20 protein-coding genes are annotated in these 23,773 nt (G+C 50.7%); 6 read left to right on the plus strand and 14 right to left on the minus strand.

Features of this window, described 5'->3' with window-relative positions; translation table 11 throughout:
* Nucleotides 1-18 precede the first annotated feature (18 nt).
* The 11 genes from BDT_RS14895 to clpB all read right to left on the minus strand — a co-directional run bounded on the left by BDT_RS14895 (nt 19) and on the right by clpB (nt 12,932).
* Nucleotides 19-1,392: a sigma-54-dependent transcriptional regulator gene (locus BDT_RS14895; RefSeq protein ID WP_015092062.1), complete on the minus strand. Its 1,374-nt coding sequence runs from the start codon at nt 1,390-1,392 to the stop codon at nt 19-21.
* 16 nt (nt 1,393-1,408) lie between these two features.
* Complete coding sequence (locus BDT_RS14900) at nt 1,409-3,613, minus strand: sensor histidine kinase (protein WP_015092063.1); 2,205 nt, start codon at nt 3,611-3,613, stop codon at nt 1,409-1,411.
* A gap of 15 nt (nt 3,614-3,628) precedes the next feature.
* Complete coding sequence (gene ribH, locus BDT_RS14905) at nt 3,629-4,180, minus strand: 6,7-dimethyl-8-ribityllumazine synthase (protein WP_015092064.1); 552 nt, start codon at nt 4,178-4,180, stop codon at nt 3,629-3,631.
* Entirely contained in the window at nt 4,180-5,310 is a 1,131-nt protein-coding gene (gene ribB / locus BDT_RS14910) for a 3,4-dihydroxy-2-butanone-4-phosphate synthase (protein WP_015092065.1), read from the minus strand. The genes ribH and ribB overlap by 1 nt, the downstream gene beginning before the upstream one ends.
* A 2-nt stretch (nt 5,311-5,312) precedes the next feature.
* Nucleotides 5,313-5,912: a riboflavin synthase gene (locus BDT_RS14915; protein WP_011165410.1), complete on the minus strand. Its 600-nt coding sequence runs from the start codon at nt 5,910-5,912 to the stop codon at nt 5,313-5,315.
* A gap of 85 nt (nt 5,913-5,997) precedes the next feature.
* Nucleotides 5,998-7,194, minus strand: coding sequence for a hypothetical protein (locus BDT_RS14920; RefSeq protein WP_235046149.1), 1,197 nt, complete (start codon nt 7,192-7,194; stop codon nt 5,998-6,000).
* A 339-nt stretch (nt 7,195-7,533) separates the two neighbouring features.
* Complete coding sequence (locus BDT_RS14925; protein WP_015092067.1) at nt 7,534-8,028, minus strand: hypothetical protein; 495 nt, start codon at nt 8,026-8,028, stop codon at nt 7,534-7,536.
* Between the two features lie 38 nt (nt 8,029-8,066).
* The gene (locus tag BDT_RS19110; RefSeq protein ID WP_015092068.1) at nt 8,067-8,576 is read right to left on the minus strand and encodes a hypothetical protein; all 510 of its coding nucleotides are present in this window, start codon (nt 8,574-8,576) and stop codon (nt 8,067-8,069) included.
* Between the two features lie 54 nt (nt 8,577-8,630).
* Nucleotides 8,631-9,743, minus strand: coding sequence for a CapA family protein (locus BDT_RS14935; protein ID WP_015092069.1), 1,113 nt, complete (start codon nt 9,741-9,743; stop codon nt 8,631-8,633).
* Between the two features lie 91 nt (nt 9,744-9,834).
* Entirely contained in the window at nt 9,835-10,218 is a 384-nt protein-coding gene (locus BDT_RS14940) for a methylglyoxal synthase (protein WP_015092070.1), read from the minus strand.
* Between the two features lie 125 nt (nt 10,219-10,343).
* The gene (gene clpB, locus BDT_RS14945) at nt 10,344-12,932 is read right to left on the minus strand and encodes an ATP-dependent chaperone ClpB (RefSeq protein ID WP_015092071.1); all 2,589 of its coding nucleotides are present in this window, start codon (nt 12,930-12,932) and stop codon (nt 10,344-10,346) included.
* A gap of 58 nt (nt 12,933-12,990) precedes the next feature.
* Here clpB and BDT_RS14950 point away from each other — a divergent pair, with 58 nt between their 5' ends.
* The 6 genes from BDT_RS14950 to BDT_RS14975 all read left to right on the plus strand — a co-directional run bounded on the left by BDT_RS14950 (nt 12,991) and on the right by BDT_RS14975 (nt 18,453).
* Nucleotides 12,991-13,251, plus strand: coding sequence for a hypothetical protein (locus tag BDT_RS14950; RefSeq protein ID WP_015092072.1), 261 nt, complete (start codon nt 12,991-12,993; stop codon nt 13,249-13,251).
* Between the two features lie 552 nt (nt 13,252-13,803).
* A complete protein-coding gene (locus BDT_RS14955) occupies nt 13,804-14,637 on the plus strand; it encodes a flagellin N-terminal helical domain-containing protein (protein WP_011165421.1) in 834 nt (277 codons plus the stop codon).
* A 266-nt stretch (nt 14,638-14,903) separates the two neighbouring features.
* Nucleotides 14,904-15,680 carry a hypothetical protein gene (locus BDT_RS14960; RefSeq protein ID WP_041577931.1) on the plus strand — a complete coding sequence of 259 codons (777 nt, stop codon included), beginning with the start codon at nt 14,904-14,906 and terminating at the stop codon, nt 15,678-15,680.
* 109 nt (nt 15,681-15,789) lie between these two features.
* Nucleotides 15,790-16,404, plus strand: a complete 615-nt coding sequence (locus BDT_RS14965) for a hypothetical protein (protein ID WP_015092075.1) — start codon at nt 15,790-15,792, stop codon at nt 16,402-16,404.
* A 63-nt stretch (nt 16,405-16,467) separates the two neighbouring features.
* Entirely contained in the window at nt 16,468-17,616 is a 1,149-nt protein-coding gene (locus tag BDT_RS14970; RefSeq protein ID WP_015092076.1) for an aminotransferase class V-fold PLP-dependent enzyme, read from the plus strand.
* A gap of 84 nt (nt 17,617-17,700) precedes the next feature.
* On the plus strand, nt 17,701-18,453 hold the full coding sequence (locus BDT_RS14975) for a cyclic nucleotide-binding domain-containing protein (protein ID WP_015092077.1): 753 nt from the start codon (nt 17,701-17,703) through the stop codon (nt 18,451-18,453).
* A 55-nt stretch (nt 18,454-18,508) separates the two neighbouring features.
* On the opposite strand, the gene BDT_RS14980 is transcribed toward BDT_RS14975, so the two are convergent.
* Genes BDT_RS14980 through BDT_RS14990 form a run of 3 tightly spaced genes read right to left on the minus strand, consistent with a single transcriptional unit; the run spans nt 18,509 to nt 23,743 of the window.
* Entirely contained in the window at nt 18,509-19,030 is a 522-nt protein-coding gene (locus tag BDT_RS14980) for a MarR family winged helix-turn-helix transcriptional regulator (protein WP_041577932.1), read from the minus strand.
* A 55-nt stretch (nt 19,031-19,085) separates the two neighbouring features.
* Complete coding sequence (locus BDT_RS14985) at nt 19,086-22,298, minus strand: efflux RND transporter permease subunit (RefSeq protein ID WP_041577933.1); 3,213 nt, start codon at nt 22,296-22,298, stop codon at nt 19,086-19,088.
* Nucleotides 22,299-22,300: 2 nt separating this feature from the next.
* The gene (locus tag BDT_RS14990) at nt 22,301-23,743 is read right to left on the minus strand and encodes a TolC family protein (RefSeq protein WP_235046150.1); all 1,443 of its coding nucleotides are present in this window, start codon (nt 23,741-23,743) and stop codon (nt 22,301-22,303) included.
* Nucleotides 23,744-23,773 lie beyond the last annotated feature (30 nt).

Here is a 23,773-nt window from a genome sequence, read left to right on the forward strand (position 1 = left end):
CTTGCTGTCTCTTTCCTTCTAGTCTTTCGTATCAATTCCGTAGGCTTTGATCTTTCGGTGAAGGTAACTTCTTTCCAGACCAATAACCTCTGCTGTGCGCGAAATATTGCCGCTGTTTTCGCCAATCTTGCGCAGCAGATAATCTTTTTCAAACTGAGCCCGTGCTTCGCGGAAAGTGGAAAGATCCTGCATCTCCACCGCTTTTTCGTCGTCTTTGTCGATCAGACCCGCGAAACGAAGATCGTGAACATCCACGAAATCGCCCGGAGTCAGAATGTAAACACGCTCAATAAAGTTTTTCAGCTCACGAACGTTGCCCGGCCACTGATAGGCCAGCATTTTTTCCACGCCTTTTTCCGAAAACGCTTTTTTCGGATAACCGCTTTCGCGGGAAACGTTGTCAGAGAAATAGGAAACAAGCACCGGGATGTCCTCGGGATGCTCTCTTAAAGCAGGCACGCGGAAAGGAATCACGTTCAAGCGATAGTAAAGGTCTTCACGGAAACGACCGTCCTTCACTTCTTTTTCAAGATCCTTCGAGGAGGCTGCGATCACACGAACATCATTTTCGATCAATTCCGTACCACCAACTCTTGTATAGGTACGACTGTCGAGATACTTCAACAGCTTGGATTGCGCCGCCTGATTCAGCTCGCCGATCTCAGCAATGTAAAGCGTGCCTCCAAAAGCCAGATCCAGTTTGCCTTTTTTCGCGCGCTCCACACCCGGCATGGCGCCTTTTTCGATTCCGAAAATTTCTGAATCCTGAAGGTCCTCGGGGATGCCACCGCAGTTGATTTCAACAAACGGTCGGCTGGCGCGGGAGCTCATGTAATGGATATTCTGGGCCACAAGCTCTTTACCCGTACCCGCTTCACCCTGGATCAGAACCCAGGAACTGGTCGGTGCCACACGCGCGATGATTTGTTTCGTCGCGACGATGCTTGGTGCCTCGCCAATCAAAGCGATGGATTTACGAAGCTTGTTCAACAGAAGCGCTTTTTCTTCCTTCTGCTGCTGGTAACTGAGGATGTTGGAGATCACAATCAGGATCTTGTCCATGGACAGAGGCTTTTCGATAAAGTCCCAGGCACCCAGCTTGGTCGCTTTCACCGCAGTTTCGATGGTTCCGTGACCAGAAATCATCACAAATTCAACGTGCGGAAATTCTTTGCGCGCCAGATTCAGAACTTCGATCCCGTCGTACTTGCCCGGCATCCAGATATCCAGAAACACGATTTCCGGCTGAACATCACGAATCGCCTGAATTCCCGACTCACCATCGTGAGCCAAAGAAACCTGATAGCCTTCATCACGCAAAGATGCGGAAAGCACATCACGAATCGGTGCTTCGTCATCAATAATCAAAATTTTAGTGTTCAGTGCCGTCATAACGACCTCTTTTCCTTTAAGCCTCGGAAGGCTTCCATGCGCCGACTTCATTTACGGGCATTTCGATCACCATCTTGATACCTTTGGGTTCATTGGCCGTGGCGCGAATAAACCCGTTGTGATCCTCGATGATCCTTTTCACAATGGCCAATCCTAGCCCAGTTCCGCCTTCTTTTGTAGAGTAGTATGGCTCAAAAATGCGACTTCGATCCGCCGCGGGGATGCCTTCGCCATTGTCAGCCACCGTCATGCGCACGGTTTTGATGTCTTTATCGTAGCGCGTGGTGATTTTCACCCCGGGCTGTGACTCTTTTGCAACAGCAGAAACTGAGTTATCGACCAAATTGACCAGAACACGCTTGATCTGGTCCGGGTCGAACTTGAAGTCCGGCAGCTCCAGATCCTTGCTGAATTCAAAGTCGATCTGCGGATGGGCCTGACGGTATAAGCCCAAAGACTCTTCAACCACCGAGTTCAGGTTCGCCACCACCGGACGCGCCTGTGGCAATCGGGCAAAGTTACTGAATTCATTCACCAGGTTTTTAAGCCCATCCACCTGTTTCACGATCATGGTGGTGCATTCGCTGAAGGCCGGATCGGTGATCGAGCCCCCGAACTTGCGCTGCAGGCGTTCGGCGGAAAGTTTGATCGGCGTCAGCGGATTTTTGATTTCATGCGCGATACGACGGGCCACTTCCGTCCACGCCGCCGCACGCTGGGCATTCACGATCGGAGTCATGTCATCAAACACCAGGATCTTACCGATGTCCTCGCCCTTTTCATCCTTCAGCATGGACAAAGTCACCTGCAATGGAACGGCTTCACCCTGAACGTTCAGGCGCAGTTCCTTTTGCAAGCTTTCGATCTTGTGATCGTGCATGGTCTTTTGCAGTTCCGCGAAAGTGCGGAAATATTCCAGCGTCAGCAGATCACGCACAGAATGCCCAATGTACTTTTCCGGATCCACACGCAAAAGCTGAGCCGCGTGACGGTTGATCGTGGTCACGATCCCCGCCCTGTCGACCGAGATCACCCCGGCGCTGACGTTTTTAAGAACCGTGTCCGTGTAACGCGCGTGCTGATCCAATTCAGCCAGCGTGCTTTCCAGGGTCCCGGTCATCGAGTTGAAACTTTGAATCAAGTCCGCAATTTCTTCGGAACCGGCTTTGACCTCCAGCGGGGTATAATCCCCCCCGGCAACCCGGCGGGTGGCGCGGCCCAATTGCACGATCGGCACTGACAGTTGTTTTGCCAGATAGAAACCGAACCATGTTGCCGCTAGCAGGATCACGAAAGTCATCAGAACCAGAATATACAAATAGATCGACTTCAGCGGGTATTCCAGCGGATTGATATCGCGGAATTCATCGTAGGCTGTCGAAATGTCATTCATCTTGGAAATCAAAGAAAGCGGCAGGAAGCTCGATACCACGACCGCCCCGCGCTCGGCGCCCTCTTGGACGGGCACAATCACGCGCACCAGATTACCGTCACCGAATTGGTGAATGATACTGGCTTCCGCCTGAAGCTTGATCCCCTTTTGCAGGAATTCCAAAGAAACCGCCGGCACTGTCGGGACGGTGTCGTCTTCAGCCGAAACCACCACACGTTTTCCGAACAGGGATGGATAGTATTCCACCGCATCCAGGCTGAAGTCCTTGCGCAGCTGTTCTACTTTCTTTTCGATCGCGCGCTGATCACGCAGCGGACGAAGAGAATCGGCAATCTGATGGGCAAAGTGATAGTTCTTTTTCTTGGCGTTGAAGTAATAGGCATTGGTGACTTCGATGGAGCTTTTTAATACCCCGGCCATCTTCGCACTGAACCATTTGTCGAAACTGGAGTTGATATAGAACACCGAGATGATGAACATCAGCACGGTCGGAATGAAACTGAACGCCACAAAGGCTGCGACCAGTTTGGCCTTTAAGCTTGAGCCAAAGACCTTGCCCTGTCTTTCCACGAAGACCTTCACGACATTGCGGAAGATCATGAACAGCAGAAGCAAAAGCAGGATGATGTTGAAGTTCACCAGACCGAAGAAGAAGATACTGTGAACAAACGGAAGCTGCTGACTGGTGGCGAACAGGCGGATTTCAAACCACGTCAGAAGACCAAATAAAAACGACACCACAAGAACCAAAATGATCTCGCGGCGTCGCTTTTTAAACTCCTGCGGACCAGGAGGAAGAAACTCATCCTTAAGGGGCGTATTTTCCATAGGCCCCATGCTAGATTACTTTCTTACTTTTTTCTTCTTTTTTTGTGTTTTTGCCGCAGCTTTTGCAGGCTTCTTGGCTGCCTTCGCCGCAGCTTTTACCGGGGCTTTTTTAGCCAGCATAAGAGCTGTCTTCATGGCCGCAGGGATTTCCTGAGTCAGGCCGATCATTTCCATCGTCACCTGAGCAGCTTCTTCACCCTTGTTGCCGTGATCGCCACCAGCGCGAGCCAGGGCCTGCTCTTCGTTTTCAGTCGTCAGAACGCCGAAACCGATCGGTTTTTTGTAATCAAGCATAAGACGGGTTACGCCGTCAGTCACAGAGTTGCAAACATAGTCATAGTGGGAAGTGTCACCACGGATCACCACGCCCAATGCCACAACACCGTCACAGCCCGCTTCCAGGAAAGCCTGGCACGCCAATGGGATTTCCACCGCGCCCGGAACCAAAGCCGCAAAGATCTCTACGTCTTCACAGGACTCCAGATAGCTGATCGCGCCTTCTTCAAGTTTAGAGGTGATTTCCTGATTCCAGCGAGCGGTGACAACACCAACTTTGATTTTTCCCATTATTTTGGTCCCTTCAAGTTTTCCATTGCGACAATTTCAACGATTTCGATATCAAAGGCCTTCAGGCCGACTTTCTTTTCCGGCTTGTTGGTCAAAAGACGGATCTTGTTCGCACCAAGCTCACGCAGGATCTGGGCGCCGATGCCGTAGTCACGCTCATCCATCAACGGCGTCGTCGGACGGATGTCCTCAAGACCCACCAGAACATTCAGTTCTTGAGTCAGGCCGGTGGTGCGGTTGTTTCCGCGCAGAAGCACGAAAGCGCCGCTTTCTTCCTGGGAAATAGCCTTGATGCTTTCAAGCACGGACGAAGCCCCACGCTGAACCACCGCCATGAAATCACGGGTGAAGTTGTCCACGTGAACACGCACCAGGGTTGGATGATCCTTCTTGATTTCACCTTTTTGGATCACCAGATGCTCCAGGCCATCCACCGTGCTGCGGAAGACACGCGCCTGCATGTTTTCACCGAAGGATGCTGGCAGTGGAACACTGTGCAGCTCTTCCACCAAAGTTTCATTCGCCAGACGATACGCAATCAGATCCACGATCGTGCCGATTTTGATATCGTGCTTTTTTGCGAACTCACGAAGATCACCCACGCGAGCCATTGTGCCGTCATCGTTCATCACTTCACAGATCACTGCGGCTGGATTCAAACCCGCCAGGCGGGCCAGATCCACGCTGGCTTCGGTATGACCGGCACGCTTCAAAACCCCACCCTGCTGGGCGCGGATTGGGAAGATGTGACCCGGCATGTGAATGTCCGCCGGTTTTGCATGAGGGTTCGCAGCCACTCGGCAGGTCAATGCACGATCGGCAGCGGAAATACCAGTCGAGATACCTTCAGAAGCCTCGATGCTGACCATGAACGCTGTTTTGTTCGGCGCAAAGTTCAGATCATCACGCACCATCAGTGGCAGCTGCAGACGCTCGACCTGCTGGGCTGTCAGACACAGGCACACCAGACCGCGGGCTTCTTTCACCATGAAGTTGATATTTTGTGGCGTGGCGAATTCAGCGGCCAGAATCAGATCGCCTTCGTTTTCCCGATCTTCGTCATCCACCAGGATAACCATCTTGCCGTTACGAACATCATCGATGATCTCAGGGATTGTATTGAATTCCATTGTTAGCCCTTTCTGACTTCCAAAGAACGTTGGATGGCGCGGGCCATGTAATCAGGCTCCACGTTGATACGGCTGCCCGGCTTAAGCAGTCCCAAGTTAGTGCGCTTCAAAGTTTCAGGGATCAAGCAGACAGACACCACCGAACCCTGCAGTTCATTGACCGTCAGGCTGACCCCATTCAGGGTCACGCTGCCCTTTTTCCAGACGTAAGGCAAAATGGTTTCTGCCACGTTCACATCCAGAAAGAAGGATTCACCCTCAAGATCAGCGCGGGTCACTGTCCCCAGGCTGTCGACGTGACCGGTCACCAGATGGCCGTGAATACGGTCACCAAAACGCAAAGATCTCTCAAGATTGACCTGTTTTCCCAGCCAGCTTTGCGGGTTCCATTCAAGAACCTTGATGGTCTCGGCCGCCAAAGCAAAAGTCATGGTCTGATCATCAAAAGCTTCCACGGTCAGACAAGCGCCGTCGCAGGCAATACTGTCGCCGAGCTTTATGTCATTGAATTCAGAAGGTTTTTTGATTTTTATACGATAGGCATTGGTCAGCTCTTCAGAGCTTTCAATGGGCATCACAGATTCTACGATTCCAGAAAACATAGGGGCCTCAAGCTTGTGGCCGAGACCCTACATCTTTCCCCTGCCCGTGGCAAGGAAAGTGGCACTTTTACACTCTGAGAAAGCCCTAGCCGCGGCCCGGTTTTCCCGGGTTTTGATTGCCTATTGGTTTGGACGGGGTCTGAGTGGCTGGCGTGGAGGAATCCACCGGCTGAACACCCGGATCCTGTGGCTTATAATCCGCAGCATGGAACTGGAACAGTTTTACTTTGGCTCCAATAACAGCGTTATTGGCATTTTGTTCGATCACGCGACCGCGGGAGATTTCATCACCCACCCAGTCGATCTCGATCTTGGCAACCGCCGAACCTGCCGCGGCCCCACCACCCAGGTATTTCGAGTTACAAGGTTCACCTTCCCAGTAGTAGTCTTCGTTATAAACCAACAACTGATCGCCCGCTTCCAGGCCCACATCCAAACCGCCCACGATCACCAAATGCGTGTCGTGATTGGCCATCACACGGGTGTGCCATTCTTCAGATTTCAATCCGGAGTTCAGTTCACCCACGGCTTTGACCAAAGCATTCTTGGTCACTTGCGCCAGCGGCGTCTGATAGTAAGCGCTTGGCCCAATAGTGAAGGCACCGAAATTCAGGCCGAAGTTCACTTTGGTTTTGGTCTGTTTTGTCGTCACATTGGCTGCTGTCATCACTTTCGAAGTCAAAGGACGAGTCGCCATCATGGAAAGATCCAGCTGCGCCCATTCGACATTCAAGCCCGCCGAAGCCAGTCCATTCGTGGAATAGTTCCCTGCCGGAGTGAAACCCACCGTCAGACCACCACCGCCGATCAATTCAAATGAATTCACCGCACCGGAAAGTTTCGCCTGCGGAATGTTCACCATACACCACGCGGTTTGCGCGTACTGCACATCATAGTTGTCCTTGCCGACAGCTTCAGCAAACGCCTTCATCATCTGACCGTCCGCTTTGGTCAGATTGAAGAAGCTTTGATCCCCGCTGCGTGCCTGCTCCGGGGGAACAGCGATTGGAGGCGCATATCTTAGCGCGAATTCTTTGCTCTCCATGAGCACTCCATATATCTGTTCGTTGGCAACAAATTGGAAATCGAAAGAACCATTGGGGAAGATCAGAGGACTGGAGCGGATCGCGCCCATCTCAACAATCTTCTTAAGACTGCGCACCGGAACTTCAGCCTGCTTTTGTTCGCACTTCTGATTTCCCATTGTCATGGCCGCGCCGGCGATCATCACGCCTGCTTTGAAAATTTGTTTCGACCATTTTACTGTGCCTTGTGATTTCATGATATTCCCTTTCCACTCCATCTATCGAGGCGGTTCATGCACAGTATACGGAATGAAAAGGCTGGACCTTAAACCGGGTGTAAGTTTGCGGACTCATTTGCAAAAACGAAACCGGTTTCATCATGAGACGCGCTAAGTGTTTGAAATTGTTCGCAAGCCTTGGAAACAGCAATTTCAAAAAAATTTTGCCTTGTCGAATGTTTAGACTGTTTAAGAAAAGTTGAATGGCGTGATGACTAGTGTGAATACTCTGAACGTCAAAACATTGATCACAATAAAACGAAATACGAATAAAGAATTTCGGACGGCTGCTTTGCCGCCCGCTCAAGCACGGCAATGCTAGAAGCTGCCGCCACCGGACAGTGTGATGAAGTATTGGGTCTCGCTTTTATTAAGTGTGAAATCGTTTTTATCCTTACGATCCTCGAAATACTGGAACTGCTGAACACCACCACCGATGCGCAAACCACCCAGGCCGAATGTGATCCCGGCAACTCCAAACGCGGCATTGGAATTTTCAGAGGCAAAACGCAATCCCGGGCCGGCATAAAGCTCAATCCCCAAAGTGCGGCTGCTGTTGTACATCTCGTAATTGAAAAGACCCGCGGTATCCAAACCATACACGGTATTAATCTGGGATCCAAACTGTGTAAAGATGGAGTTTCTCCAGTTGAACCAGTTCACTGGAAAATAGTTCAAGCCCAGATGAATCTCGCTGTAGGATTCACCATCACGGGAACCGGCAGAACCACTTAAGTCGTAAGAAACATACGAAGCCTGGGCTGCGCAGGAAAAACCGATTGCCATTGCCAGAGTGCCAATAAACTTTTTCATAGAACTCCATTTCTTTAAGTGTCTGAAAACCGGGGGAACTACTTTTTCAAGAATTCAAAATCGCGATCCATCACCGTCTTACGCCCGTCAGCCCGTGCATTTTCAATCGCACGATCACACAGGATACGCACGTGATCCGAAAGCACATCCATCACGGATGCAGAAGTATTGTATTCAGAACGGGCCTGAATATAGTCCTTCAAACGAGAGGCGATGATCAAAACTTCCTGAGGAGCTGCCGCCAGACTGCCCGCCGGAGCCGACGGAGTGGATGCTGTCGGAGATTTGACAATGATACGAGCCGGAGCGCGCTGATGGGATTCTTCTGCCGCCGCCGCATCTTTCGGAGCAACTTTTTCCACGGCTCCCGCATCGCGGTGTCTTGCCCCCGGCAGATGTGTTTCAAAACAAGGGACACTGCAAAAAACATAACCCGTGCGCTCGTTGTTGCAGGTGGAAACACTGCAAACGAAATATTTCGAACCATAATTGATGGGCTTTTTGCAGGAACTGCATTTACGCCAGAATGTGGCTGAGGTGGCTTCCATAAAATCTCCTGCCAATATTGAAGCACACATTGGCAGGGACTGAAAAACGAAATCTTATTGATTGCAGCGCGGGATTTTCTGATCTGGCTCCAGACGGTTTTGAGTGCCCAGATGACGGGCGGCTTCTTTCAGCGCGTCTTTGGAACCTTTGCTGCTGATCGGATAGACTGTGTATCCATCGCGGTAAGTCGGCGTGTAATAGGAGGTCAGCACCTGAGTGCGGCCCTGCATATCGCGTCCCAACTGCAGATAGACAACGGCGCCGGTTTTCTTTTCGGTCCCGGCCTGGAATGCCAGGAAGTTCCCCAGAGAATACACAATCATCGTCAGACGACCGTCACTGGTGCGATAGCTTTCCCAGGGTTGCAGGACATGGGGATGAGATCCCACAACTGCCACTGCTCCTGCCTCCAAAAAGCGTTTGGCATAAGTCGTTTGTGACTTGTCCGGCTTATGGCTGTATTCCACACCCCAGTGCGGAAGCACAATCACACCATCAATGTCGCCCCGAGCGCGCAGCTGACGGATCAATGTTTCGACCTGCTGGGATTTGCCATAACAGGAAAGAACTTGGTTCTTAGTGTCTGCTATCCCATTGGTCGCTTCGGTGCAGGCAACAAACGCCATACGATAGCCGCGCACATCCGCCAGGTGATAGAAGTTTTCATTCGGCGCGTAAGACGGCCTTGTGCCCACGGTGGAAAGGCCAATGTTTTTCGCAGCCTCAATGGTGCGATCGACGCCCCGCCATTGTCTGTCCAACGAATGGTTGTTGGCGGTGCTGATCAGGGCAACATTGGAACTTTTCAGATCACGCAGAATCTGCGGATGGAAGTTGAAGGAAAAATTCGTTCCTGAATACACGTTCAGATCATAGGTAAAACCCTGATCGCCCACATCACGTCCAGCCTTGTCGATACCGACCGCCGCCGGACCTTCCAGATTCACGGTCATGTAATCGGCTTTGTTGAACAATGGAATGGCCTTGTTCCAAAGACTTGTGAAGTTCTGTTTCGGCAGAATGTTTTTGTAAAGAGCATCGTGAACCAGAATGTCCCCGGCAAAGCCCAGAACCACGGAACCATCGGCGCAGTTTGCGCCTTTGTTGGCGTGAGCGGATGTTACAAAGATCAGACTGGCAATGAGGAAAGCTTTATTCAGACGCATAGGCCGTGAGGATGCCCTCGGCAGAGGGGTTTCTCAACCCACAGACCTGTAACGGAAAAGAATGCAAAAGGTGTCTAAAACCCTGACAGCTCTAGTCGTGGGAAAGACCCGTAATCAGCAGCTCAGCCGTCGCCGGATTGGTCGCCAGCGGAACATTATGAACGTCGCAGATTCGCATCAACATCGAGATGTCCGGGTCATGGGGATGCATGCCCAGCGGATCGCGGAAAAAGATCACGCCCTGGCATTTTCCCGTCGCCACTTCGGCGGCGATCTGGGCGTCCCCACCCAGCGGTCCCGACAACCTGCGCGTAACCTTCAGGCCCGCAGCCTGAATCAGACGACCGGTATTGCCGGTACCCACCAAAGTGAAGTTTTTGAAAGTATCAAGATGATCACGCACGAATGAAACCATCAAAGCTTTCTTTCCGTCGTGAGCAATCAAGGCCAATGTCTTTTTCTTTTGCTTTTTCATTCCTTCACTCTATTCCCGTAAAACTCAATTGTCATGTCATCGCTTAAGAAGCAAAAAGCCCTGCCTCGATGAGACAGGGCTTGATGCTGTGTAGCCAGAAAAAACAACCAGGCACCTTTTACCTTTTAGAAGGTCAGGGAGCCGCCGTTGGCTTTGACGTGAATGGTGTCTCCGGCTTTGACTTTGCCAGAGATGATTTCTTTGGAAAGTGGATTCAGAAGTTCGCTCTGAATCACACGCTTCAAAGGTCTTGCACCATAAATCGGGTCGTAGCCTTTCTTCGCCAGGAAGTCGATGGCCTCCTGATTGAAGTCGATACCGATCTTTTTCGCTTTCAGTCGTTGCGCGACCAGATCCAGCTGCACCTTCACGATGCCGGAAATCTGCGATTCGCCCAGGGACTTGAACATCACGATTTCATCAATACGGTTCAGGAACTCCGGACGGAATCTTTCGCGCAAAGCCTCATTCACGGCTTCACGTTTTTGATTTTCCGACATACCCGGATCCAGAATCGACTGGGAACCCACGTTCGAGGTCATGATCAGCACGGTGTTTTTGAAATCCACAGTGCGTCCCTGACCGTCAGTCAAACGACCGTCATCCAGAACCTGCAAAAGGATGTTGAACACATCCGGATGGGCTTTTTCAACTTCATCCAGCAACACCACACTGTAGGGACGGCGACGGACTGATTCCGTCAGCTGACCACCCTCTTCATAACCGACATAGCCCGGAGGCGCGCCGATCAGACGGGACACCGCGTGTTTTTCCATGTATTCGCTCATGTCGATGCGAACAACGGCTTGTTCGTCATCGAACAGGAATTCGGCCAAGGCCTTCACGGTTTCAGTTTTACCCACACCCGTCGGACCCAGGAACATGAAAGTCCCGATCGGACGATTCGGGTCTGAAATCTCGGCCCGTGCACGACGAATGGCATCGGCCACAATCGTGAGGGCATGATCCTGACCCACCACACGGTGTTTCAGCGCATCTTCCATGTGCAGCAGTTTCTGGGATTCGCTTTCCAGCATTTTACTGACTGGAATTCCCGTCCACTTAGCGACGACTTCGGCCACATCCTCAGGACCGACCTCTTCTTTCAGCATTCGGTTTTCTGAAGCGGATTTCGCGCCTTCCTTGCTGCGCTCTTCAAGGGCTTTAAGTTTTTTCTCGGCCTCCGGAAGTTTTCCGTATTTCAGCTCGGCCGCTTTACCCAAGTCGCCTTCGCGCTCGGCTTTGGCCACCGCCACTTTCAGATCCTCGATGTCGGCTTTGAGTTTTTTAATGCCCTCAATACCGCCTTTTTCAAATTCCCACTGTTCGCGCAGCAGCTGGTTCTTGGCGTTCAGTTCGGTGATTTCTTTATCAATCACTGCCAGACGCTCGCGGGCGCTTTCGTCTTTTTCTTTTTTCAGCGCCTCTTTTTCAATACGCAACTGCATCAGCTCGCGTTCGATCTTGTCGACTTCTTCCGGCACCGAGCGGGTTTCGATACCCAGCTTGCTGGCCGCTTCGTCGATCAAATCAATCGCCTTATCCGGCAGGAAACGGTTGGTGATATAACGGTGAGACAATTTCACCGCGGACACCAGCGCCGCATCCGTGATGCGAATACCGTGGTGGACTTCGTACTTTTCTTTCAAGCCACGCAGGATGGTGATGGCGTCTTCAACACTTGGTTCCTCGACCATAACCGTCTGGAAGCGTCTTTCCAAAGCCGCATCTTTTTCGATGTACTTGCGGTATTCATCCAATGTGGTGGCACCAATACAGCGCAGTTCACCGCGTGCCAGGGCCGGCTTCAGCAACTGCCCCGCATCCATGGCACCGTCGGTTTTACCCGCGCCCACCAGGGTGTGCAGTTCGTCGATGAACAAAATGATCTGGCCATCGCTGGAGGTGACTTCTTTGATCACCGCTTTCAGACGGTCTTCAAATTCCCCGCGGTATTTTGCACCCGCGATCAAGGCCCCCATATCCAAAGACATCAGTTTTTTGCCAACCAGATTGTCCGGCACGTCGTGTTTGATGATCCGCAAAGCCAGGCCTTCGGCGATGGCGGTTTTACCCACGCCCGGTTCACCGATAAGGACCGGGTTGTTTTTAGTACGGCGGGAAAGAACCTGCACCACGCGGCGGATTTCTTCATCACGACCCACCACCGGATCCAGTTTGCCCTCGGCCGCCAAAGCGGTCAGGTCACGAGCATACTTGTTCAGAACCTCGTACTTGTTTTCCGGATCATCATCCGTCACTTTTTGTTTTCCGCGAATTTCAGTCAGGGCCGTGCGTGCCGCATCCGCCGTGACTTTGTTTTTCTTAAACAGCCCGATCAGTTCAGCATCCCCGCCTTTCAGCATGGCCATAAAGAAGTGCTCGGTGGAGATATAGGAATCACCCCATTCCTGAGCTTCGGTTTCGGCCGCCTGAAAGATCTTTTCAAGGCGAGGGCTGGCGAACATCTTTTGCCCGCCACCGGTCACCTGAGGGAATTTATCAATTTTAGTCCGCAATTCCGCAAGGAACTGGGCCTGAGGAACATTCAATTTGTCGAGAATGCGCGGGACAATGCCTTCGGTCTGCTGTACCAGCTCCATCAGAAGGTGTTCCGGTTCTACAGAGGGGCTGTTTTTGCGCTCAGCCAGTCTCGCGGCGGCCTGCATGGCCTCCTGGCTTTTTCGCGTCATTTTTTCAATATCGTTGCTCATAAACCCTCCATCTGGAATAAAGGATGAGTCTTATTTCAGCAATGTCAAGGCGGTCAAAGTGGCAGGTATCGTAAATCCCAAAGGTAAAGGCAAATCGCAGCCACGCCTGCATCCGTCCATCAAAAAAGACCGCGTCAACCCCAAGGACTTTCTGGAATATGACACACGCTTTGCCTGTGAAGACTGTTCCCACTATGACGGCGAAAAAGTTATCTGCACCATTGGATACAATCCCATTCATCACCTGAAGGCCACACAGACACATCAGTACGAACTGGCGGGCAACATGGCCTTCTGCCGTTTTATTGAAATAGATTAAAATCTGTTCCTTTGCGCACCCACAGCGTGTTTGCGGGCGCCGCTCCGCTTAAGCCCTTGATCCCCATTCAGAAAATTGACTCAGCCAAAGTCCTGAGAAATTGGATTTTTCCCTCTGAAAGTACTGTGTACAAATGATTCAGGACAATCTTACGTCCTGAATCCCCGATCTGCCTTACGGCCAGTATTGTAAAAAACAAACAAAACCCGCCCGACGTCCTGTCAAGAGCTCGTACCAAATCCCGATCTAATGCACATCAACGATTCACTCAGAAGGAGTCAAGAGAGATGGTCACTCTCTTGCTGAACCGAAAGGAGGGCCTTCAAGGATGAAACTGAAATAGAACAATAGATTGTTCACCCGGGCAACGCCCAGGAGCTGAAGAGGCTGCAAGCCTCGAAAGCGGACTAAGCCCAAATAACAAAAAGGCCATTATAAGCACCGACTCGGATGTCAGTGCCGGCAAAGCGAAAGTAGGTTTCGCTGATGCCAAAAAAACAAATCAAGGAAGGTAATGAATATGAAAAATAAATATTAACGGAGGAATTTAAAATGGGAATGAGAGTAACAACAAATATCAGCGCACTTAATGCTCAACGTAACTTGGTCGGTTCTCAAAGACAGATCAATGACTCTATGGCGAAACTTGCTTCCGGCAGCCGCATCAATAAAGCTGCTGACGACGCTGCAGGTTTGGCGATCTCTGAAGGCTTGAAAGCTCAGATCAGATCTGCTGCTCAGGCTCAGCGCAATGCGAACGATGGTATCTCCATGGTTCAAACTGCAGAGGGTGGTCTGAACGAGATCGGTAACATCGTGGTTCGTCTTCGTGAGTTGGGCATCCAGGCTGCTTCTGATACAGTTGGTGAAACAGAGCGTGGTATGTTGAATAAAGAGGTTCAACAGTTGAAATCAGAAATGCAGCGTATTGCTTCTGTAACAACTTGGGGTACTACAAAACTATTGGATGGTTCTTCTCCGAAGTTCGATTTCCAAGTAGGTTTGTTCAACAACTCTGAAGAAGATCGTATCTCCTTCAACGCTTCTGAGAACGTGGCTACTTTGGATGCTCTGGGTCTTTCTGGTGTGGATTTCTCCACTAAAGAAGGCGCTCAGGAAGCTTTGGGTATGCTGGATAATGCACAGACTTCAATCTCTGGAACTCGCGCCAACCTGGGTGCCCTTCAGAACAGATTGACTTCTACAGTGGACAACTTGGGTGTAGCTCAAGAGAACTTGTCTGCAGCTAACAGCCGTATCCGTGACACAGACGTTGCTCAGGCATCTTCCGAGATGACTCGTAACAACATCTTGTTGCAAGCTGGTACATCCACTTTGGCTCAAGCCAACCAGTCCAACCAATTGGCTCTTAAGCTGATCGGTTAAGCCGGACGAGGCTGAGGGTGCAAGCCCGAGGCTGAAGTAAAAGTTCAAACTTTATACCCGGAGGGTTTACGCCTTCCGGGTTTTTTATTTTGGGGGATCCACCGATCCCCTTTTTCTGTTTTTGTGTTCAAAGTTTTTCCAGCGACATCTGCATAGAATGTTAGCATTCAAAAAGTGTAGAACTTTTTTACCAATAATTTCAAATATTTAGCTAAAGTCTAGGCCAAAACCTTCCGAAAAATATGGAAGAAGCATGGAGGTTTTGTATGACGAAACATATTACAGCAAGATTGATGGTCGCACTTTTCGCCACCGCAGCTCTTGCAGCCTGTGGCAAACAAGGAGGATTCGAGTCACTGCCTGGGGCCACTGGCAATACCAGCCAAGGGTCCAGTGATGGCAGCAACTCCGGTCAGGGCGGCACACCTGCTCCGACCGAACCGGCACCTCCAAGCGCCTATGACAAGATGGATCTGAATGGATATGTGGGTGGTGGTACCTATGAAAATGAAAAGGTACTGGGCATCGACAAAGCCAACAACGCTTTGCTTCTGTACCTCCCCCTGCCAGGTGCATTCAGCAACCTCTATATAGATGTGCCGCAAGTTAAGGGCGTTCAGATCAAGACGGTCATGGATTCCCAGCAGAAAGCGCGTGTGGCAGTCAGCATTCCGTTGAAACTGATTGTTAAAGATCGCGTTACAACCCTGCCGGCAACTAAATTGCCAAATGGTAACAACCTGCCAATGATGCCAAGTGGAGAGCTTCCCTCCCTTGGGCTGGGTCTGAACCCGAACTCGGACAACAAGGTTTATCTGTATTTCGGTGTGAATGCGGTCGGAATGTTCATCGAAAGTTCCTTGTTCCCGGCTTTCCTGGGCCTGACTTACCCTCTTAAGAACGCTGCTGCGACCCGCACCCTGGGTTATTTCACGATTGTCCCTAAATCCGGCGCCTATAATGGTGGTCTGTTCCTGTCCTTCATCCTTCCGAATGACCTGGCCAAAATCATCGATGACCACTTGAGTGGCGTTATCAAGTAACCAAGACCGTCCCCACCGTCATTCTATTTTGATTTGCATGCCCCCTTAATTGTCGCTAGTCTAAGGGGGCATTTCCATTATTGAACCAGGACATTTCAGGGAGCGAATCATGGCAAAGAAAAAAGCAAAACCAGCGAAGAAAGTAGCTAAGAAAGCAGCGAAACCTGCTAAGAAAGCTGCCGCAAAAAAAGTAACTAAAAAAGCTGCTAAACCAGCTAAAAAAGCGACTGCTAAAAAAGCTGCCAAGCCAGCTAAAAAAGCAGCTCCGAAAAAAGCGGCTCCAAAAAAGGCCGCTAAACCAGCTAAGAAAGCCGCTCCTAAAAAAGCAGCTGTAAAAAAAGCTGCGAAGCCTGCGAAAAAAGCCGCTGCTAAAAAGCCAGCTGCCAAGAAACCTGCTGCAAAAAAAGCTGCTCCTAAAAAAGCTGCTGCTGCAGCTGTAGGTGGCATCGCTGCTGTTGAAGTTCTGAAACCTCAGGTTGAAGACATGACTGCGGACTTCGATGATGAAGCTGAAATCGACAGCATGATCGACATCGAAGAAGAAGCTGTTTCTGAAGATGACGAATGGGATGATGAAGAAGAGTCTGAAGAAGGCGAAGGCTCCATCGAAGAAGACGACGAAGAAGAAATCGAAGAAGACATCACTTCCAAAAACGATGATGATGGCGACGACGATGACGATGAAGACGACGAAGACTTCGGTGATGACGAAGGTTACTTCTAGTCGCTGCGCACACAGCAAATAAAAAAGGGAGTCTTTGACTCCCTTTTTTATTATCATCAGGGCATGTACAAACACCTCTACAAACGTTTCCTTGATGCCCATCCGGACCAGATTCATTTTGCCTGCCACAGTCACCACTACTGGCCCGATGTCACCCGCGAAGCGCACCTGCAGTACTGGGATGACTCCTGCAAATATGTCGACAACAAATGGAACCACATCTTTTCCACCAAGGTTCCCCAGGCGCAAAAGCTGATCGCCGAAAATCTGAACCTGTCCCATCCTGAACAGATTGTCTTTGCTCCGAACACGCATGAATTTGTCTTTCGCCTGCTAAGTTCTTTGAACTGGGATAAAAAGCTGCGCATTCTGACCACTGATTCGGAATTCTACAGCTTCGACCGTCAGATCAACCGCCTGTCCGAGATGTCCCAGTTTGAAGTGGTAAAGGTGCCCACCCTGCCCTTTGAAACCTTCCATGAAAGATTTGAAGCCGCAGCCAGCACATCCGCTTGGGATCTGATTTTTGTCAGCCAGGTGTTCTTTAACTCGGGACTGGCTTGTGATATTCACCGTCTGGTAAAGGCCGCTCCGTCCGACAGCTTGTTCGTGGTGGACGGCTATCACGCCTTTATGGCGGTGCCGACAGATCTGAAATCCATCGAAAACCGCATCTTTTACCTGGCGGGCTCTTACAAATACGCCCAAGGTGGCGAGGGGGCTTGCTTCCTTTACGTCCCGCCGGGCACGCGTCACCGCCCGTTCCATACCGGATGGTTTGCTGAACTTTCCAAGCTATCCGCGGTGGGGAATGAAGTGGGTTATCCCACCGATGCCCTTCAGTACGCTGGCAGCACCATGGACTTTTCAGCGCTGTACCGTCTGATTGCCTCGCTGGAAGCCTTCAAAAAAGAAGGCCTCAGTGTCACGGCCATTCACACGCACATTCAAAACAATCAAAAAGTATTCTTGCAGGAACTGGATCAAAAGAAGCACCCGCTGCTGAACCGTTCCCGCCTAATGGCTTTGGATCTTGATCATCACGGTCACTTCCTGACTTTTGATCTGCCAACCACCGAAGACTGCCAAACACTGGTGCAAGCACTGGAGGCCCGCGGAGTGCACGTGGATTCGCGCAAGAACCGCCTGCGTTTTGGTTTTGGGTTGTATCACAACGCCGAAGATGTCCGCAGTGTGATCGCGCGTCTGTAGAAAGGTCGAGGCAGCCCTCACCATCATTGAACAAGTCGAAGAATTCTCTATTCTTTATTAAGGAGTCCGAAGAAGGGAATTCGCGTGGCTGACCTTGAAAGTAAAAGAGTATTTCTGATCGCTTCTGCCAAACCAGAGGAAGCGGAAAAAATTGAAAGCACCCTGAACCGACACATTCAAAACGCCACCGTCTTCACGGCCACCGATGGCAGCGCCGCCCTGTTCAAGGCTGAAAACGTAATCCCAAATGTGGTGATCGTGGATTCCGAGATTTCAAAAATCAGCGCGCTGGATCTGACGCAAAAACTGATTCAGAAAAAAGAGCGCATCGCCGTTATCATCATGTCCCCGCTGCCGGACACCGATCACTTTGTGGATGAAGTCGTCACCGGCCAGGTGCACATCCTGACCCGCCCCACGGACGAAGCCACTTTCATTGAACACCTGACCCGCGCTTTGAACTGGATTGTAAATGGCGACAACGCCAACTATCGCATGAAGTTTTTGGCGGCCAATCAAATTCTGATCCGCGAAGGTGAAAAGGCCGAATCCGTTTATCTGGTGAAACGCGGACAGCTGAAGGCCTATAAGACTGACAATGGCGCTGAAACCTTTCTGGGTCATATCAACCCCGGCGAATTCGTGGGTGAAATGGCCTACATCAACGGCGAACCCAGATCCGCCAACGTCATGAGCCTTTCTAACTGCGAACTGATTGAAATCCCCAACAACTGTCTGGATGTGGTGCTGTTTTCAAAACCCGCCTGGTCCAAGGCGCTGGTGAAAACACTTTCACTTCGGCTGAAAAACTCCAACGAAGACAAAGTTCAAAATTAAAAAAGGCCGTCTTCCGACGGCCTTTTTTCTAATTCCAATCTCTAATTTCCAATTTCTATCTCGGTGTCAGCGCTGACTTGTTCTGAATCATTTTTTCCATCAGACCGTTCAGGCTGTCTTTTTCCTCGTTGGAAACGACATTCCAGAAGTTCACGATACGCGGATACCATTGAGGGAAGATATCCTGGATAGCCTGCTCACCTTTCGGCGCCAGACGAATCACAAAGGAACGGCCGTCAGACTGATGCCCCTCACGAACCACCAATTCAGCTTTTTCTAGGCTGTTGATTAAACCTGAAATCGTGGCTTGGGTTACACCCACCTGGTTGGCCAGCTCGGAAGGACGCAAACCCGCAGGTGCGTTTCTTAGCATGAACAACAACATAAAACGACCGCTGGAAAGGTTGTATTTGGAAAGCAGACTGTCCAGGCTGTTTTCAATCTCGCTGGCCACTTTCAGGAACAGCAGATTGGAATACACTGCCATGGAATCCGGCTCTGCCGAAACCGGCAATGTTGTCAGGGACGTGTGCACTTCCTCGCGGGAAGGCATATCTTGAATGAATAATTTTGCCATAAAGGCCTCCAATATCAGAAAAAAACGGCGGGACATGATCCCGCCGGGTACTGCATTATTTCGCTGGAATCATGCCTTTATCGTCATGACCCTCGGACTCTTCGATAACTGCATCCGTGGTTTTCTCTTCCATCTTTTTCTGGGAAGTGAATCTTGCGCCAAAGTTATTTGCCCACACACGGAATCTGTCCACGTAAGTGAACACCGCAGGAACCACAATCAAAGTCAGAATTGTGGATGAAATCATACCCCCGATGATCGCAACCCCCATCGCCGTACGCGTTTTGGAAGCCGCATTCATGCCGATCGCCACTGGGACAACCCCGGCGATCAACGCAAAGGACGTCATCAGGATCGGACGCAGACGGGTCTTACCAGCCAGAATCAAAGCTTCACGGCGGTTCTTACCCTCGGCCATCATCTGCTTGGCAAAGTCGACAAGCAAAATACCGTTCTTACCCGCAACCCCGATCAACATGAAGAACCCGAAGATCGCAAAGATCGTCAGAACTTCACCGGTCAGGAACAGCGCCAGGAAGGCACCGCACAGGGCCAGTGGCAACGCCACCATGATCGTGATCGGCGTGATGAAAGACTCATACAAGCTCGACAGAATCAGATAGATGAACAGAATCGCAAAGCCCAATGCCATCACTGTGGATGTCATAAGTTCCTGCATGTTTTCTGCATCACCACCAAAGCCGTAACGAACACTTGGAGGCAGAGCATTTTCACCCGTCGTCATTGCTGACACGGCTGAATTCACCACGTCACTCAAGCCCGCACCCGGTGCAAGACCCGCAGTGATCTGGATATAACGACCACGGTCCTGACGTTCGATGGAAGCCGGTCCGGATTCCACTTCACCTTTGGCGATATCACTCAAACGAACCAGTTTTCTGTTCACGTTCGGAACATAAACCTCATTGTACGTTTTCATCAAGTCGCGCTGATCTTCCTGCAAACGAACACGAACCTCATACTCACGACCACGTTCGCGGAATTTTGCCGGAGTCAAACCTTCCACTTGGGCACGAAGCTCGCCCCCCATGGTACTGGTGTTGATACCGAATACTTTGGCCGCGCCTGGCTTCAGATGAACCTGCATTTCAGGCTTACCCGGGCGATAATTCGAGTCGACGTCCTTTAGACGTGGATCCTTCTTCAAAAGTTCATACATTTTTGTGCCGGCTTTTTCCAATTCCACCGGATCCGCAGAAATAATGTTCAGCATGAATGGCTGACCACCCATACCGCCAGTTGCGTCATACTTCTTAACAACCGGATTTGCTGAGGACAAATGCGTCAACTGACCACGGATTTTGTCACGGAACTGCTCTGTTGTCAGAGGTCCACGTTCTTTACCGTCTTTCATGCGCACATAGAAGCTGGCTTTGTTGGACTCCCCGTACAAGCTACCCACGATCATTGTCGTGAAGCGAACTTCCGGATTGTTGTGCAGAATCTTGTCGACCTGACGAGCCAACTCTTCAGTACCGTCCAGGCTGGTGCCTGGTTGCAATTCCAAAGTCACAGAGAACTCACCCGAGTCATCATCGGAAATGAACGCGCCCGGAACTTTTGTCACTGTATAGATACTCAGGAAGAACACCATCATGGTCAGACCGATAGTCACCTTCGGCCAATCCAGGGACACATTCAAAAGTTTCACATACAAGTTTTCAAGCCAGGTCTGGAAACGGTCGAAACCTTTCACCATGCGGCCCAGAGTCTTGTCATACACGCCTGCTGGCTTGTGTTTGTCATGACCACCACCGTGACCAGAGCCACCGAAGTAAGCTGTCAGCATCGGGATCAAAGTCATCGCGACGAACCAGCTGATCGCCATCGAGAACACGACAGTCATACCGAACTGTTTCAGGAACTGACCAATGGTTCCGGACATCGTACCCACTGGCACGAACACCGCGATTACCACCAGAGTGATCGCCATAACGGCCATCTGGATTTCCGTAGTCCCTTTTTCCGCCGCCGTCAGGGATTCTTCACCCAGCTCCATACGACGATAGATATTTTCAATTACCACGATCGCGTCATCGATCAACAGACCCACAGCCAGAGTCAATGCCAGCATGGATACGATGTTGATAGAGAATCCGGCAATCTTCATGATCATGAACGCACCAATCAAAGAGATCGGAACGGACAAGGCCGTGATGAATGTCGAACGCGGGCTTCCCAGGAAGAAGAACACCGTAATAACTGTCAGAAGGATACCGATGATGATCGTCTCATAAACGTCATACAAGTTATCCGAGATTTTCACGGAAGCATCTGTCATGACCGCGACAACCGGAGCACCTTCCATTTTTTCAAGCTCGGGCTTGATTCTGTTCATCTGCTTGATCACGTCCTGCGCCACTTTCACAGTGTTGGAACCGGACTGACGATACACTTGCAGGAACAGGGATTTTTCACCGTCAACATAGGCACGGGATTTTTCATCGGCCAGAGTGTCGACAACTTTACCCAGGTCCGCCACGCGGGTTGGGACTTCATTCCCGTAAAGGTTTACCAGAGTGTCAGAGATTTCCGGAACGGATGAGAACTCACCCAGACCACGGAAGACCATCTCTTTTTCGCCCTGATTCACTTTACCGGACGGAATGTTCTGACCGGATGCGCCCACTTGCGCTGCCACTTGAGATACCGAGATTTCACGGGCACGCAGTTTTTTGCGATCCAGAAGCACGTGAATTTCACGCTCACGGCCCCCGATGATCTCGATGGCACCGACGTTGCGCACTTGTTCAAGGCGCGGTTTCACGAACTGGTCCGCGATATCAAACAATGCCGCGTCGCCAAGGTCTTTGGCCGTCAATGACACTGTCAGGATCGGCGTGTCTGCCGGGTCAAAACGTTTGATAAGTGGATCTTCAACGTCGTCAGGCAATTTTGCTTTGGCAAGGTTGACCTTGTCGCGCACTTCCTGCTCGGCGTGTTTGACGTCCACTTCACTGTTAAATTCAACGATAACCTGGGAAACACCTTCCAGGGATTTAGAGGTCAGACGTTTAATACCGGAAATCGTACTGACTTCCTCTTCAATTGGACGGCTGACCAGAGTTTCGATCTCGGCAGGACCCGCACCCGCGTACACGGTTTGTACGGTTACCACCGGGATGGAAACGTCCGGATAAAGATCGACGGACATGGATTTGAAGGAGGCCCAACCGACAACCACCATGGCGATGGTCACACACGTGATAAATATCGGACGGCTGATGGATAACTTAGGTAAACTCATGACTATTTCCCTCCTTCAGGAGAGGCTTGGTAAAGTTTGATCTGTGCTTGCAAACCAAGAATGTTTGCTGCTGATTTTACTTTGCTGATTGCGGACGTTGTATAGTCCTGTTCAAACAACAGAACCTGATACGTCGTTGTACGACCCTGACGAAGGCGAGTGCGCTCGTTTTCAAGCTTCGCTTTCTGGGCATCTTCAATGCGAGACAACAAACGAAGGTTATCGCGGGCATCCTGCAGATTGCGGGTCAAATTGGTCCAGTCGATTTCCTGTGCATAGTAAGCGTATTCGCGGTTCAGCTCGGCTGCGCGTTCCGCTTTGCGAGCACCGGCTTTAGTGTCAGACGCCGCACCGATGTTCAAAGGCATGCTAAAACGAACACCCACAAAAGCTGTGTCCTGATCCGTTCTGCCGGATTCTTTCATCGCCTCGTTATATTCTTCATCACGGCCATTCATTGCATAGTTGCCGTAAATGTCCAAAGAAGGACGGTTTCTTTCCAAAGTGATCACGGCATTGGCGCGGGCTGCTGCCAACTGAGCGTTGGTCGCTTCAACATCAGCGCGGCTGCCAGGACGAGCACCCGGGATGTTCAGCTGTTCCAGTGATTTATAGTTCACCTTTTCAAGAGCTTCCACTTTGGCATTGGCTTCGCGGTTCAGGAATTTATTGAACATGCGTTGAGCTTCCAAATATTCATTCTGAGCCACCTGCAGTTCCAAAGTACGTGCTTCAACCAGCGCACGTGCCTGCAGAACGTCAGCTTCTTCACCCAGATTCATTCTTTTTTTACGGCTGACATAATCCAAGATACTTTGCGCAGCTTGTTTTGCCTGCTCTTGAATCGTCACCACATCCTGCCAGGCTGCAAGCTTCCAATAAGCGGCTTCGGCACCGGCAAGAATGTTCAGGGATTGACCCTGGCTTGAGAATTTTTCAGCGATGTTCTGAGCTCTTAAAGCTTCTTCATTGGCCTGAGCGGTACGACCGAAGCCGTTCGCCCATAAAGGCATGGAAAGCTCCAGTTTCGGAGTCGCATCCCAGTATTTGGATGGATTAATAGGAGACGTCGGCGCCAGTCCTTCAAATTGGGTGCGATTCAGATCATAGGACAACTTGGTTTGAAGACCGAAGCTGAACTGCTGGCTTACACCCAGGGAGTAGTACTGACTTTTCACTTCGTCATACATTTTAGGATTGCCGGGCTTGCCGTCATAACCCCAGCGGGCTTCTGCGAAAAGCTTCGGGGTGAAGATCAAATCTGCTTCACGGGATTTTAACTGGGCACCTTCAGACTGCTCAGCACTTCCTTTATAGGCCGTGCTGTCACCTTTCACCTGATCGAGATACTCGTTCAGGGTCAGTGCGGAGGCCGAAGCTCCGTGCAAAAAAGTCCCACAGATGAGGAACTTAGCTCCCCATTGTATGATCTTGTTTTTTTTCATATTAGTTCTCCAAAGTCCAATTACTGACTG

It is taken from the genome of Bdellovibrio bacteriovorus str. Tiberius, from assembly GCF_000317895.1.
GTDB classification, from domain to species: Bacteria; Bdellovibrionota; Bdellovibrionia; order Bdellovibrionales; family Bdellovibrionaceae; genus Bdellovibrio; species Bdellovibrio bacteriovorus_F.

Bases quoted from the DNA above. Each gene is read 5' to 3' on its own strand.
- ribH (WP_015092064.1), bottom strand. From the start codon at position 4,180: ATGGGAAAAATCAAAGTTGGTGTTGTCACCGCTCGCTGGAATCAGGAA.
- BDT_RS14965 (WP_015092075.1), top strand. From the start codon at position 15,790: ATGGCAAAGAAAAAAGCAAAACCAGCGAAGAAAGTAGCTAAGAAAGCA.
- ribB (WP_015092065.1), bottom strand. From the start codon at position 5,310: ATGGAATTCAATACAATCCCTGAGATCATCGATGATGTTCGTAACGGC.
- BDT_RS14895 (WP_015092062.1), bottom strand. From the start codon at position 1,392: ATGACGGCACTGAACACTAAAATTTTGATTATTGATGACGAAGCACCG.
- BDT_RS14920 (WP_235046149.1), bottom strand. From the start codon at position 7,194: ATGAAATCACAAGGCACAGTAAAATGGTCGAAACAAATTTTCAAAGCA.
- BDT_RS14970 (WP_015092076.1), top strand. From the start codon at position 16,468: ATGTACAAACACCTCTACAAACGTTTCCTTGATGCCCATCCGGACCAG.
- BDT_RS14900 (WP_015092063.1), bottom strand. From the start codon at position 3,613: ATGGAAAATACGCCCCTTAAGGATGAGTTTCTTCCTCCTGGTCCGCAG.
- BDT_RS14955 (WP_011165421.1), top strand. From the start codon at position 13,804: ATGGGAATGAGAGTAACAACAAATATCAGCGCACTTAATGCTCAACGT.
- BDT_RS14985 (WP_041577933.1), bottom strand. From the start codon at position 22,298: ATGAGTTTACCTAAGTTATCCATCAGCCGTCCGATATTTATCACGTGT.
- BDT_RS19110 (WP_015092068.1), bottom strand. From the start codon at position 8,576: ATGGAAGCCACCTCAGCCACATTCTGGCGTAAATGCAGTTCCTGCAAA.
- BDT_RS14935 (WP_015092069.1), bottom strand. From the start codon at position 9,743: ATGCGTCTGAATAAAGCTTTCCTCATTGCCAGTCTGATCTTTGTAACA.
- BDT_RS14980 (WP_041577932.1), bottom strand. From the start codon at position 19,030: ATGGCAAAATTATTCATTCAAGATATGCCTTCCCGCGAGGAAGTGCAC.
- BDT_RS14940 (WP_015092070.1), bottom strand. From the start codon at position 10,218: ATGAAAAAGCAAAAGAAAAAGACATTGGCCTTGATTGCTCACGACGGA.
- clpB (WP_015092071.1), bottom strand. From the start codon at position 12,932: ATGAGCAACGATATTGAAAAAATGACGCGAAAAAGCCAGGAGGCCATG.
- BDT_RS14915 (WP_011165410.1), bottom strand. From the start codon at position 5,912: ATGTTTTCTGGAATCGTAGAATCTGTGATGCCCATTGAAAGCTCTGAA.
- BDT_RS14990 (WP_235046150.1), bottom strand. From the start codon at position 23,743: ATGAAAAAAAACAAGATCATACAATGGGGAGCTAAGTTCCTCATCTGT.
- BDT_RS14925 (WP_015092067.1), bottom strand. From the start codon at position 8,028: ATGAAAAAGTTTATTGGCACTCTGGCAATGGCAATCGGTTTTTCCTGC.
- BDT_RS14960 (WP_041577931.1), top strand. From the start codon at position 14,904: ATGACGAAACATATTACAGCAAGATTGATGGTCGCACTTTTCGCCACC.